This window comes from Erwinia tasmaniensis Et1/99 (assembly GCF_000026185.1).
In the GTDB taxonomy this organism is placed as follows: Bacteria; Pseudomonadota; Gammaproteobacteria; order Enterobacterales; family Enterobacteriaceae; genus Erwinia; species Erwinia tasmaniensis.
In genome coordinates, this window is sequence record NC_010694.1 from 1,809,394 (window position 1) to 1,822,640 (window position 13,247).

Sequence of the window (13,247 nt, forward strand, 5' to 3'; positions counted from 1 at the left end):
AGGCATTCACTGTTCATTAACGTAACAGCATATACAGACGAGACAAATAAATAATTATTATGGCTGAAAGCAGGTTGCTCAGCGCATTGATCACCACGGATGCCACGTCCGGTGGCAGCACCAGCAGCGCAGAGGCCAGCAGCAGCAGGAGCAGTTTTGCCACGATCCAAAGCATAACCGCGGGAGCGATGGTTTTCATGTGGCTCCAGCCGAGGCGAACGCTGGTGCGCATCGCCGCGAAGACGCCGACCTTCTCCGTGGTCATAATCATCGGTGACAGTGCCAGAGTGATCGCCAGCAGGACGCCCGGAACCACCAGAACCATAAAGCCGAGCTGTATCACCAGCGTCATCAGGAAGGTCAGCAGCAGCAGACGTGCCAGATAAGGCGCGGATGCGCCAATAGCGCGAAGTGCGCTGACCCGCTGCCCGGACGAGACCATCGGGATCAGGCTTAGCATACCGCCCAGCAGCAGCACATTCCCAACCAGAGAGGCAAAAGTCCCGGCGGCAGACGCGTGTAGCAGCACCTGCTGCTGCTCTGGCGACATGCCGCGCACTATCTCCATCAGGCTGCTGGCAGAATCCGCCATTCCATCACCGAGGATCTGCATCTGATCGGCGCCTGGCGTCAACGCCTTGCCGATAAGCATGGTGATAAATGAAGTCAGCAACGCCATCAATACGATGGTGACCAGCTGGTGGCGGAAAAAATTTCCCGTGTCACGGTATAGCGAACCCGCCGTGATTGACATGTACTCTCCTTGATAAGGCCGGTTTAAAGACCCGGAGATTGTACATGCTCTAAAGGGGTACTGGCACCTTGATTGACATAACTTTCGTTTAGAAAGGCAATTAGCCAGGGAGAGCGCCTTAACGCTGCGTAACGTCAGCGTATCGTCACGGTGAGCGACAGGTATATAAGGGCCAATGACTGGCCTTTGGAATGGGATCCGGCGGCCCAGACCGTTGCCGAAATTGATCTAAATCAACTCTTTGTTTTATATCGACTTTATTGTCATCGATTCGCATGATCTTTGGCGTTAATCGGGGTAAAAATGTGTCGCCTGATTTTGCTAAAGGCCCCTACGCGGGTCATATCAGGACAATACGATAAAAATTTAAAGCAGAGGAGTGGTGATGAAGTTGAGAGCACTCGCACTGGCGGTCATCGCCGTGCTTCCGGTCGTCGCGTCGGCCCATCAGGCCGGGGATTTCTTTATGCGAGCAGGGTCGGCGACCGTGCGTCCAACCAGCGGATCTGATGATGTGCTGGGACTGGGTGAATTCAGCGTTGATAATAACACCCAGCTTGGCCTGACCTTGACCTGGATGGCAACCGATCATATTGGTATTGAATTACTGGGAGCCACGCCGTTTCGCCACAAAGTGGGGCTTGGTCCAACCGGTACGCTGGCGACGGTGCGCCAGCTGCCGCCGACGCTGATGGCGCAGTGGTACTTTATGGATGATGCCAGTAAATGGCAGCCGTATGCGGGGATCGGCGTCAACTACACGATGTTCTACCATACCGACTTCAACCAGACGGGGCGCGATGCGGGGCTGAGCGATCTGAGCGTAAAAAACAGCTGGGGAGTGGCCGGGCAGGTGGGCATGGACTACCAGCTGACGCCTGAATGGATGCTGAACGCCTCGCTGTGGTACATGAACATCGACACTAAGGTGAGCTTCAACGCCGGGGACAGCCGACAGAGCATTGATACCCGCATCAATCCCTGGGTATTCTTTATCGGTGCGGGTTACCGCTTCTAACGGAATTAAAAAAGGCGCGAGAGTCGCGCCTTATTGAAGAGTGTTACTGATTACTTAATCTGCATATTATTGACAACAGATTTCACACCGGCTACGCCACGGGTAACCTGCACCGCACGATTTGCTGCCTGAGGTGAGATAACAAAGCCACTCAGCTGAACACGGCCTTTAAACGTCTCGACGTTGATTTCGGTCGACTTGAGTGATTTATCGCCCAGCAGCGCCGTTTTAACCTTAGTGGTGACTACCGTATCATCAATATAACCGCCGGTACCTTCTTTCGTCGCGGTGGGTGCACAGGCACTGACAGATAACGCGACAACGGCGGCAATGACCATACCGGACAAGACTTTAAACCATTTCATTGCATCACTCCCTGTTATTACATTTTTTTAGGTTATAACCGACAAAAGGCGGTCTTCGATAAGCTTTGTCTACAACCGCAATAAATGCAAATTTTCAGTGGTGATAAACAGAAAGAAAATAACGCCTTACCGCGAAGATAAGGCATCTTACTGGATTAGCTCCGGGTCGCTGCCTTCAGGCTGGCGGCAAAGGCGGTCAGCTCCGACAGCATCAGCGCAGGGTCGTTCAGGTGCTTCTCGATGATCCTGACCACCGCTGAGCCTGAAATAGCGCCTGCCGCCCCGGCGGAAATCGCCTGCTGCACCTGTGAAGCTTCAGAAATACCAAAGCCCTGCAGTGCCGGGGCAGCGTGATATTCGCGCAGTTTATCCACCAGATGTTTAAGCGGCAGGCTGGCGCGGGTTTCTGAACCGGTCACCCCGGCACGGGACAGCAGATAGGTATAACCCCGACCGTGAGAGGAAATTTCACGCAGCAAATCGTCACCGGCGTTTGGCGGGCAGATGAAAATTGGCGCAACGTTGTGTCGCATCGCTGCCTGGCGGAAAGGCGCAGACTCTTCAACCGGCACATCGGCCACCAGCACCGAATCCACGCCAACCTGCTGGCAACGGGCATAGAAGCTATCAATGCCGTTGGAAAACACCAGGTTAGCGTACATCAGCAGGCCAATCGGCATGTCCGGGTATTTCTGGCGGATAGCCGCCAGCATGTCAAAACAGTGCTCTGGCGTGACGCCGGCCGCGAAGGCGCGCAGGTTTGCATTCTGGATGGTGGGGCCATCCGCCAGCGGATCGGAGAAAGGGATACCCAGCTCAAGGGCATCGGCACCGCCCGCCACCAGCGCGTCGATAATCTGCAACGACAGCTCCGGCGTTGGGTCGCCGAGGGTGACGAAGGGAACAAACGCGCCCTCCTGTTTTTCGGCCAGGCGTTTGAAACAGAGATCGTAACGCTCCATCAGATTTCTCCCTTAGCGGTAAGGATGTCGTGCACGGTGAAAATATCTTTGTCACCCCGTCCGGAAAGATTAACCACCAGCAGCTGCTCTTTTTCCGGGGCCTCGCGCATCATCTTCAGCGCATGGGCCAGCGCGTGCGAAGACTCCAGCGCCGGGATGATCCCTTCGCTACGGCACAGCGCTTTGAAGGCGTCCAGCGCTTCTTCATCGGTGATCGACACGTAGTTCGCCCGGCCGATACTGTTAAGATGCGCATGCTGCGGCCCGACGGAAGGGAAGTCGAGACCGGCTGAAATAGAATAAGATTCTTCGATCTGCCCGTCTGCGGTTTGCATCATCGGCGACTTCATACCGAAATAAATACCCACGCGTCCGTGCTTGAGCGGAGCGCCATGTTCGCCGCTTTCAATACCGTGACCGCCTGGCTCCACGCCAATCAGCTCGACGCCCGGCTCATCGATAAAGTCGGCAAACATGCCGATGGCGTTCGAACCCCCGCCGACGCAGGCTATCACGGCATCGGGCAGGCGACCTTCCTGTTGCAGGATCTGGGCTTTGGTCTCTTCACCAATCATGCGCTGGAATTCGCGCACGATGGTCGGGAACGGATGCGGGCCTGCTGCGGTGCCCAGCATATAGTGAGCGGTTTCATAGCTGCCGGACCAGTCGCGCAGCGCTTCATTGCAGGCATCTTTCAGGGTGGCGGAACCGCTGTGCACCGGGATCACTTCTGCGCCCATCAGACGCATACGGAACAAATTAGGCGACTGGCGTTCAATGTCCTTCGCGCCCATATAAATACGGCATTTCAGGCCAAGCAGCGCGCAGGCCAGCGCCGAGGCAACGCCGTGCTGACCGGCTCCCGTTTCGGCAATAATTTCTTTTTTGCCCATGCGTTTTGCCAGCAACGCCTGGCCAAGGACCTGGTTAGTCTTGTGCGCGCCGCCGTGCAGTAGGTCTTCACGCTTGAGATAAAGGCGCGTTTTGCTGCCTTTGGTCAGGTTCAGACATCGCGTCAGCGCGGTAGGACGTCCGGCATAATTTTTCAGCAGGTCGGTAAATTCGGCTTGGAATGCCGGGTCGCTCTGCGCGCTGATAAAGGCATCTTCCAGCTGCAGCAGGGCAGGCATCAGGATCTGCGGCACATACATACCGCCAAACTCACCAAAATAAGGATTTAAACGTGTCATGTTGTCTCTCTTAATCAGTAGGCTTTCAGCGTCTGGAACACGGAAGCCATTTTTGCCGCATCTTTGATGCCGGGTTCGCTTTCCAGGCCGGAATTAAAGTCCAGACCGGCACAGCCCTGCTGGGCGGCCAGCACGCAGTTATCCGCACCCAGGCCACCGGCCAGCAGGACGTTATCCAGCTTCTCATCCTTTAACAGCGACCAGTCAAAGGCTTTACCGCTGCCGCCATTTCCCTGGTCGAATACGTAGCGATCGACGTGCGGCCAGTCGCGCGCGGGCAGGCTGGTGCTGATGCTAAAGGCTTTCCAGATCTGCACATTGGCCGGCAGGTCGGCGCGCAGCCGGCTGATATACTCACGGTCTTCATCGCCGTGCAGCTGTACCGCATGCAGGTTAAGCCGCTGCGCCATAGTGACAACGTCACTTGTGCTGTTATTGCGGAACACGCCAACATACTTCAGTGCGGCGGCGGCGATCACTTCCTGGGCCCGTGTTACGTCAATCTGACGCGGCGAGCCGGCGGCAAAGATCAGCCCACCGTAAATAGCCCCGCACTCCAGCGCGCTCTGCGCATCCTGTGGCCGGGTTAGCCCACATACCTTGTTGTCGCCAACGATCACCCGCCGTACGGCAGCGGCGAGGTTATCTTCAGACATCAGCGCCGAACCTATCAGGAAGCCGTTGGCAAAATGGCTCAGCTCGCGCACCTGGGCATAGCTGTTGATACCAGACTCACTGATGACCGTGACGCCATGGGCCACTTTGGGTGCCAGGCGGCGGGTGCGATCCAGGTCGATAGACAGATCGCGCAGATCGCGATTGTTAATGCCGACCACTTTAGCGCCCAGCGCGGTGGCGCGCTCAAGTTCTTCATCGCTGATGGCTTCCGTCAGTACGCCCATATTCAGGCTGTGCGCTACGGCCGCCAGCTGGCGATACTGCTCGTCGTTCACGACCGATAGCATCAGCAGAATGGCGTCAGCCTGAGAGTAGCGCGCCAGATAGATCTGATACGGGTCGATAATAAAGTCTTTGCACAGCACCGGCTGACTGACGGCGGCACTGACGATGGGGAGAAAGTCGAAGCTCCCCTGGAAATACTTCTCGTCGGTCAATACGGATATCGCCGAGGCATAATCCCGATACACTCCGGCAATGACCGCCGGGTCAAAGTCCTTACGGATCATCCCTTTGGACGGAGAGGCCTTTTTGCATTCGAGAATAAATGCGGTACGCGTGCCCTTCAGGGCGTCGTAGAAACTGCGCGTAGACGGCACAACATCATTTTGAAATGATGCCAGCGGCTGCTGCTGCTGGCGTGCCGCAAGCCAGACGGCTTTATCGCGTACAATTTGGTCAAGTACGGTTTCCTGCATAATTATCCTCTTTCTGCCAGTGCGGCCACATGCTGCCAGGCTTTGCCGCTACGAATGGTTGCCAGCGCCCGTTGAGCATTGTCCCGTAAATCTTCATGGCCAAACATTTTCAGCAGCAGGGCGACGTTTGCCGCCACGGCTTCTTCGTGAGCCAGCTGGCCTTTACCCTGGAGTAATCGCGTCAGAATGTCACGGTTTTCTTCCGGCGAACCCCCGGCCAGCGCCTCCTGCGGGTGACTGCTCAAACCGAAGTCGTCCGGCGTCAGCTGATAACGGGTTATCTCGCCGTCGCGCAGTTCAGCCACCTGTGTGGCACTGTGCAGCGCGACTTCATCCATTCCGCCGCCGTGTACTACCGCCGCACGCTGATAACCCAGCATCTTCAGCGTTTCGGCAATCGGCAGAACCAGCTGCGGACTGTAGACGCCGATCACCGCCAGCGGTGGACGCGCCGGGTTTATCAACGGCCCGAGCACATTGAAAATAGTGCGAGTTTTCAGCTCTTTGCGTACCGGCATCGCGTGGCGGAAACCGCTGTGATACTGCGGGGCAAACAGGAAACAGACGTTCAGCTCATCCAGCGCCTGGCGCGCCTGTTCCGCCGGTAAATCGAGGCTGATGCCAAAGGCCGCGAGCAAATCTGACGAGCCGGACTGGCTGGAGACGCTGCGATTGCCGTGTTTCGCCACCTTTACGCCACAAGCCGCCGCGACAAAGGCGCTGGAGGTGGAGATATTGATGCTGTTACTGCCATCGCCGCCGGTGCCTACGATATCGGCAAAGGGATAATCCGGGCGCGGGAAGGGTTTGGCGTCGGCCAGCAGGGCGGTCGCCGCCCCGGCAATCTCCTGCGGCGTTTCGCCGCGCACCTTCATGGCTATCAGCGCGGCAGCCAGCTGGGTCGGGGCCAGCTGCCCGGTAATAATCGCGGTGAACAGCTGCTGGCTTTCGACCTGCGTCAGGACCTCTGACTGATATAATTTTTCCAGGATAGTATTCATCAATGGCTCCTTGATTACGCCAGCGCCCAGGCGAGGGTTTGTTCCAGCAGTCGTGCCCCCTGGCTGGTCAGAATGGATTCCGGATGGAACTGGAAGCCGCATACGCGGTTAGCGTCATCGCGCACCGCCATCACCATATCGTTAAAGGTGGCATTGACGGTCAGTCCGGCGGGAATATTGCTGCCGACCAGAGAGTGATAGCGCGCTACCGGCAGCGGGTTGCTCAGTCCGGCAAACATCCCCCGATCGTCATGAGTGATGGCGGAGGCCTTACCATGCAGGATTTCCCCGGCCTGGCCCACGTGGCCGCCGTAAGCTTCGACTATCGCCTGATGTCCCAGGCAGATGCCCACTATCGGCAGGCGGCCGCGCAGCTGCCGGAGTAGCTCTGGCATACAGCCCGCTTGCGAAGGAGCACCGGGGCCGGGCGACAGCACCAGCACCGGATTTTCCATCTTTTCCAGGCGAGCAATCAGGGTCTCTGCCGGCACGTTATTACGGTAGATCGTCACCTGATGGCCGAAGGTACGCAGCTGGTCAACGAGGTTGTAGGTGAATGAGTCAAAGTTATCAAGCAGCAGAATATCGGCCATCAGAAAATCTCCTGGCAATGATGAGCGGTAGCGATGGCGCGCAGAACCGCACGCGCTTTATTGCGGCTTTCATCCGCTTCCGCCTGCGGATTAGAGTCCAGTACGACGCCGGCACCGGCCTGTACCGTTGCCATGCCGTCTTCTACGTACGCAGAGCGGATGACGATACAGGTGTCGAGATCGCCGCTGGCGGTGAAGTAACCCACCGCGCCGCCGTAGCTGCCGCGCCTTGTGCCTTCGGCTTTGGCAATCAGCTGCATGGCACGCACTTTTGGCGCACCGCTCAGCGTGCCCATGTTCATACAGGCGCGATAGGCGTGGAGTACGTCGATATCGTTGCGCAGCTGGCCGACAACGCGAGAGACCAGGTGCATCACGAAGGTGTAGCGATCGACTTTGGTCAGGTCGGCAACATATCGCGTGCCGGGCTGACAGATACGCGCCAGATCGTTACGCGCCAGGTCGACTAGCATCAGATGTTCGGCCATCTCTTTATGATCTGTGCGCATCTCCAGCTCGATACGGCTGTCAAGATCGCGGTCAAGCGAGCCGTCCGCGTGACGTCCACGCGGGCGCGTGCCGGCAATCGGGTAGATTTCGATTTGATTGCTGGCGGCTTCGTATTTCAGCGAGCTCTCCGGCGAGGCGCCAAACAGGCTGAAGTCACGATCCTGCATAAAGAACATATACGGGCTGGGATTGCTGTTTTTCAACGTGTCATAAGCGGCCAGCGGTGACGGGCACGGCAGGGAAAAGCGGCGAGAGGGCACAACCTGAAAAATTTCTCCTATGCGGATGGCCTCCTGCATTTGGCGCACCACGGCGCAGTATTCCTCATCGCTCTGGCTGACGCTAAGCCGCATGCTGTCGACCTTTTGCACCGGTAAAGCGTCTGCGGGATTTGTCATCTGGTCATGCAGCTGTTTTATGCGGCTTTGCAGGCGCAGGAACTCAGACGCTTCGGAAGTAAACAGGCTGGCCTGCAGGCGGGCAGTCTGCGTTTGATGATCGATAACCAGCAGGGTTTCCGCCAGATAGAAGCAGTAGTCCGGGCAGCGCTGCTGGTTGTTGAGTTCAGGCAGCTTTTCAAAACCGGCGACCAGATCGTAGGCAAACAGCCCGCCAAACAGCATGGCCTCGCGCTCTTCCTGCGGAGACTGAACCAGCGTGGGGATCAGGCGTAGCGCATCAAACACTGACAGGGTGCGCAGATTAGCATCTTCATCCTGGAGCTCGTCATTGAGGGGGAAGACCAGCTCACGGCCGTCAGGATGCACACGGTTGGTCACCGAAGAAGGCAATACGGCGTCCAGCAGGGGCAGCAGCGCTCGACCGTTGGCCGACAGTGCCGCGATCTGCACGCGATTATCCAGCGCGCTGATGCGCAGCGCACTGTCAACAATCAGCAGGCTTTTCAGATTGCATTTACTGTCAACATCGGCAGACTCCAGCAGCAGCGTTTCTGAACGCGCCGCGCAGAGCTGATGGAAAACCGCAGCCGGATCTTCACGATAGGGGGCGCTGGCGGTAATCAACTTCACTGTTGGTTTGACATTTTGCATAAGATGTTCTCTGTATTTTGCTCAAAAAAAAGCCCGCGTTATGCGGGCCTGAGTATCTGCACATCGTGATAACCGTGCATGACAGCTTCGCCCGTCAGGGAGAAGTGCGCCACCAGCCAGTCATTAAAGTGAATACGTATGCCATGAGACAGATACCCTGTTTGTGAACTTGCGTACTAGTTAACTAGTTCGAGGTAAAAAAGTCAATACTCTTTTTTACTTAGGGAGATTCAGGCTATCATGATGCACTGTGTTCCCGCATGCCCGGAGTTGTTTTGACAGCCGTTACTACCCCAGTCAGTGCTTTCCCTATCTACGATCTCCATAGCCACACGCGCGCCTCCGATGGTTTACTGACGCCGGAGCAGCTGGTACTGCGCGCCGTAGAGCAGCGCGTGGGGGTGCTGGCGATCACTGACCATGATACGACCGATGGCATTATCCCGGCACGCGAGGCCATTGCGCGCCATCAGCTGCCGCTACGGCTAATAAGCGGTGTTGAAATCTCCACGCTGTGGGAAAACCATGAAATTCATATCGTCGGACTGGGGATCGACATCGCCCATCCGGGGATGATCGCGTTCCTCGCCGGGCAGGCCGGGCGGCGGCTGGCGCGGGCGCAGCTTATCGCCGAACGGCTGGAGAAAGCGCATATCCCGGGGGCGTTGGCCGGGGCGCTGGCGCTGGCTGAAGGGGGCGCCGTGACGCGCGGGCATTTTGCGCGTTTCCTTATTGCAGCGGGCAAAGCCGATAATATGCAGCAGGTATTCAAAAATTATCTCGCGCGTGGCAAAACCGGCTATGTGCCGCCGCAGTGGTGTACCATTGAGCAAGCCATTGATGCTATTCATCAATCCGGCGGAAGGGCGATCGTGGCCCATCCGGGGCGCTACGGCCTGTCTGCCAAATGGCTGAAGCGCCTGCTGGCGCATTTCAGCGAATTGGGTGGCGACGCGATGGAAGTTGCCCAGTGTCAGCAGGCACCCAATGAACGCCAGCAGCTGGCGCGCTACGCCCAGGATTATCAGCTGGCCGCCTCGCAGGGGTCTGACTTCCATCAGGCATGCCCGTGGATTGAGCTGGGCAAAAAATTGTGGCTGCCCGGCGGCGTAGAGTCCGTCTGGCAGCGGTTCCCTGATATTACAGAATCCGTTTGTAGCCAGGAATCTTCGATAAGAGGTGAGTGATGAGTCAGTTTTTTTATATCCACCCGGATAATCCCCAGCCGCGTCTGATCAAGCAGGCGGTAGAGATGTTAAATAAGGGCAGCGTGATCGTCTACCCTACCGATTCCGGCTATGCCCTGGGCTGTAAGCTGGAAGATAAAAACGCTCTTGAGCGTATTTGCCGCATCCGTAAACTGGACGGCAACCACAACTTTACCCTGATGTGCCGCGATCTCTCCGAGCTGTCTACCTACGCCTACGTCGACAATACCGCCTTTCGTCTGATCAAAAACAATACGCCGGGCAACTACACCTTTATTCTCAAGGCGACCAAAGAGGTGCCGCGCCGTCTGATGAGTGAAAAACGCAAAACCATCGGCCTGCGCGTTCCTTCAAATCCGATCGCGCTTGCGCTGCTGGAAGCGCTTAACGAGCCGATGATGTCAACATCGCTGATATTGCCGGGCAATGACTTTACCGAGTCCGACCCCGAAGCGATTCAGGATGAGCTTGGCAAGCTGGTGGACTTAATTATCCACGGCGGTTATCTCGGCCAGCAGCCAACCACGGTGATTGATTTAACCGAGGATGCGCCGGAAGTGGTGCGTGAAGGCGTGGGTGACGTTCAGCCGTTCCGATGATGAGTCTGCGGTCCTTTGCCGCAACGCAGTAGCGCCCTTTTTATGGATTAATACCACTGCGACCGTGCGTGATAACAAGGCCCGCATCCTGTTGCCAGTGAAACCCGAACACGCGGATGTATGATATCTCTCATTCTGATCCTGACGAGTTGGTTTCAACTGAATTCTCGTTTGGCGTTGATAAAAAAGGGGATATTCATTTAGGGAATACATTTAACTTTGTCGCGCACTGGCACCAGCGTCAACGTACTGAGATATGAATTTTTTCTACATTAGCAGATAAGAGGTTCCGCTAAAGTGGCGGACGTATATTGACGGGTATTAAAGAAAAGGGAGCCTTTTGGCTTCCTTGCTACTTTTTCTTAGACTGATAGCGATGGCATATCTTTGAGATGATTGTCATCATTATGAATGTTACGATCAGCATCAAAATACCCACCACCCAAAGGAATGAGGGGTCAGACTCACCGTCTGCAAATCCCAGCCCGGTCTTGTTTAAGAAATCATTACCGATCTGGGAAAGGTTATCTACCAACGCGCCCAACGGAAACAGAACAATGAAAAATGAAGCCACTAAGCACAGCAAGCCAATCAGAATATTAGTTCTTAACCTGACATGACGCATAATCAGTCCTCCCTGTTACATCTATACGCCCGTATGCCGTTAAACCTTTACCACCAGGAACCCTGACTTTCTTGCGTTTGAGTAGGGAATTTCTGACTAACTGAAAATCGGAAATATTGTAGAACGTAATACATCCCCAGGACTCACCCTCACCATTTGGGCGCAAGGGGTGAAGGCGAAATGAACCTCTGTCGACGCCATTAACGAACACGTGATCGCTCATTGTTCTGGCGTTATACAGGCCGAACCATTCAGAGTGATTTGTACCGTTCTTAAAATCTTTTATAAATCGCTCAACCCTGTTGGCAAAACTTCCCTCAGGCGCATCGACTATCCAGTATGTCCCGACGGGTAGTGCTGCATTCCTTATAAAGGCGCATTCGGCTATGTTGGTGACAGGCTCAATACCTGAAAACACCGAAAATGTTCCCACCCCGTAGACATGCAGCTTAAGTCTTTTACGGTCTGGTGACGCATCGTTGTAGTCCATCATGCAAATTTGCATAACTTAACTCCCTGTTTGGTTGCAACTTATGTTAATACGGATTAATGGGGTGATCCAGTTTGACCCTGTCATTTCAGAAAACAGGAAGTCGCTTTAAACCGGCGGCAATTCCTGACCTGCTACCGCCTCCCGAAGCTAAATTGGATGAACCAATTTGTACAAGAGCAGAGGATGTGCTTGGCAAGCTGGTGGACTTGATTATTCATGGCGGCTATCTCGGCCAGCAGCCAACCACGGTGATCGATCTAACCGAGGATGCGCCGGAAGTGGTGCGTGAAGGCGTGGGTGACGTTCAGCCGTTCCGTTGATGACAAAAAAAATCGTCGTGGGAAAGCTTTTCAAGGCGGTGATCCTTTAAAAAATATCTCTTTTGCTGGTGCAGTTTTCTCTCATGACCGTACAACGCTATTGCACAATAAAACAGGGTTACACCGTTGATGAAAGGCTGTATAATAGCAGCGCAATTTCAAGTTAAATTATTGAAAATAAAAGAAATTATTTATCATGACGCCTGGGAAGGCGACACAGAGGTAGCTCCATGAGCGAAAAGTTACAGAAAGTGTTAGCACGCGCCGGGCACGGTTCCCGTCGTGAAATCGAAACCATGATCTCCGCCGGACGCGTCAGCGTGGACGGCAAGCTGGCCACGCTGGGCGACCGCGTTGAGCCAAGCGTATCCTTGAAAATCCGCATTGATGGCCATGTTGTGCCGGTCAGTGAATCTATCAGCGAAGTGTGCCGCGTCCTGGCTTATTACAAGCCGGAAGGTGAGCTCTGCACGCGTAATGACCCGGAAGGGCGGCCAACGGTGTTTGATCGTCTGCCGAAACTGCGCGGCGCACGCTGGGTAGCGGTAGGGCGTCTGGATGTGAACACCTGTGGTCTGCTGCTGTTCACCACCGACGGTGAGCTGGCAAATCGCCTGATGCACCCCAGTCGTGAAGTTGAGCGTGAATATGCCGTGCGCGTATTTGGTGCGGTAGATGATGAGAAAATTAAACAGCTGAGTCGTGGCGTTCAGCTGGAAGATGGCCCGGCGGCGTTTAAAACCCTCAAGTTTACCGGGGGGGAAGGCATCAACCAGTGGTACAACGTGACGCTGACAGAAGGGCGTAACCGCGAGGTTCGTCGTCTGTGGGAAGCGGTTGGTGTGCAGGTCAGCCGCCTGATCCGCGTACGCTACGGCGATATTGATTTGCCGAAAGGTTTACCGCGCGGCGGTTGGACCGAGCTGGATCTGGCACCGACTAACTATTTGCGCGAACTGGTCGGACTGGCGCCTGAAACCGTGAGTAAAGTACCGGTTGAAAAAGATCGCCGTCGCACCAAGACGAATCAAATCCGCCGTGCGGTAAAACGCCATACCACCACCAAGGTGAGTAAGCCAGGCAGCGGTCGACGTTCGTCGAAGCGCCAGCAGGGTTAACTGCCCGCATACCTGTCAGGGGCCTTTCGGCCCCTTTTTTTCGCGAGGCCGATACGCGGGAAG

General features: G+C 55.6%; 12 protein-coding genes, 1 pseudogene and 1 other annotated feature. Of the genes and pseudogenes, 5 read left to right on the forward strand and 8 right to left on the reverse strand.

Annotated elements, in window-relative coordinates:
- Positions 1–16: 16 nt before the first annotated feature.
- Positions 17–754, reverse strand: coding sequence for a YciC family protein (locus ETA_RS09100; protein WP_012441335.1), 738 nt, complete (start codon positions 752–754; stop codon positions 17–19).
- A 385-nt stretch (positions 755–1,139) separates the two neighbouring features.
- On the opposite strand from ETA_RS09100, the gene ompW reads away from it, so the two are divergent.
- Complete coding sequence (gene ompW, locus ETA_RS09105; protein ID WP_012441336.1) at positions 1,140–1,772, forward strand: outer membrane protein OmpW; 633 nt, start codon at positions 1,140–1,142, stop codon at positions 1,770–1,772.
- A 50-nt stretch (positions 1,773–1,822) separates the two neighbouring features.
- Here ompW and ETA_RS09110 read toward each other — a convergent pair whose 3' ends face one another.
- From ETA_RS09110 to ETA_RS09140, 6 genes and pseudogenes are all read right to left on the reverse strand, one after another.
- Positions 1,823–2,137 (reverse strand): BON domain-containing protein, encoded by a 315-nt coding sequence (locus tag ETA_RS09110; protein WP_012441337.1) that lies wholly within the window; start codon positions 2,135–2,137, stop codon positions 1,823–1,825.
- A gap of 155 nt (positions 2,138–2,292) precedes the next feature.
- Positions 2,293–3,099, reverse strand: coding sequence for a tryptophan synthase subunit alpha (gene trpA, locus ETA_RS09115; RefSeq protein WP_012441338.1), 807 nt, complete (start codon positions 3,097–3,099; stop codon positions 2,293–2,295).
- A complete protein-coding gene (trpB, locus tag ETA_RS09120; protein WP_012441339.1) occupies positions 3,099–4,289 on the reverse strand; it encodes a tryptophan synthase subunit beta in 1,191 nt (396 codons plus the stop codon). Before trpB ends, trpA begins: the two co-directional genes overlap by 1 nt.
- 14 nt (positions 4,290–4,303) lie before the next feature.
- Positions 4,304–5,665: a bifunctional indole-3-glycerol-phosphate synthase TrpC/phosphoribosylanthranilate isomerase TrpF gene (trpCF, locus tag ETA_RS09125; RefSeq protein WP_012441340.1), complete on the reverse strand. Its 1,362-nt coding sequence runs from the start codon at positions 5,663–5,665 to the stop codon at positions 4,304–4,306.
- 2 nt (positions 5,666–5,667) lie between these two features.
- Positions 5,668–7,259: pseudogene (gene trpD, locus ETA_RS20400) on the reverse strand (bifunctional anthranilate synthase glutamate amidotransferase component TrpG/anthranilate phosphoribosyltransferase TrpD).
- Positions 7,259–8,821 (reverse strand): anthranilate synthase component 1, encoded by a 1,563-nt coding sequence (locus ETA_RS09140; RefSeq protein ID WP_012441343.1) that lies wholly within the window; start codon positions 8,819–8,821, stop codon positions 7,259–7,261. Before ETA_RS09140 ends, trpD begins: the two are co-directional and overlap by 1 nt.
- Positions 8,822–8,844: 23 nt before the next feature.
- Positions 8,845–8,942, reverse strand: a sequence feature (Trp leader region).
- 154 nt (positions 8,943–9,096) lie between these two features.
- On the opposite strand from ETA_RS09140, the gene rnm reads away from it, so the two are divergent.
- Both rnm and ETA_RS09150 read left to right on the forward strand, forming a co-directional pair.
- The gene (rnm, locus tag ETA_RS09145) at positions 9,097–10,008 is read left to right on the forward strand and encodes an RNase RNM (RefSeq protein ID WP_042958866.1); all 912 of its coding nucleotides are present in this window, start codon (positions 9,097–9,099) and stop codon (positions 10,006–10,008) included.
- Positions 10,008–10,628, forward strand: a complete 621-nt coding sequence (locus ETA_RS09150) for an L-threonylcarbamoyladenylate synthase (protein WP_012441345.1) — start codon at positions 10,008–10,010, stop codon at positions 10,626–10,628. Before rnm ends, ETA_RS09150 begins: the two co-directional genes overlap by 1 nt.
- 599 nt (positions 10,629–11,227) lie before the next feature.
- Here the strand turns inward: ETA_RS09150 and ETA_RS09160 are convergent.
- Positions 11,228–11,758, reverse strand: coding sequence for a DUF2778 domain-containing protein (locus tag ETA_RS09160; protein ID WP_012441347.1), 531 nt, complete (start codon positions 11,756–11,758; stop codon positions 11,228–11,230).
- 116 nt (positions 11,759–11,874) lie between these two features.
- Here ETA_RS09160 and ETA_RS19235 point away from each other — a divergent pair, with 116 nt between their 5' ends.
- Both ETA_RS19235 and rluB read left to right on the forward strand, forming a co-directional pair.
- Positions 11,875–12,066, forward strand: coding sequence for a Sua5/YciO/YrdC/YwlC family protein (locus ETA_RS19235; RefSeq protein WP_331421885.1), 192 nt, complete (start codon positions 11,875–11,877; stop codon positions 12,064–12,066).
- 230 nt (positions 12,067–12,296) lie between these two features.
- Positions 12,297–13,184 (forward strand): 23S rRNA pseudouridine(2605) synthase RluB, encoded by an 888-nt coding sequence (gene rluB / locus ETA_RS09165; protein WP_012441349.1) that lies wholly within the window; start codon positions 12,297–12,299, stop codon positions 13,182–13,184.
- The last annotated feature ends 63 nt before the right edge of the window (positions 13,185–13,247 follow it).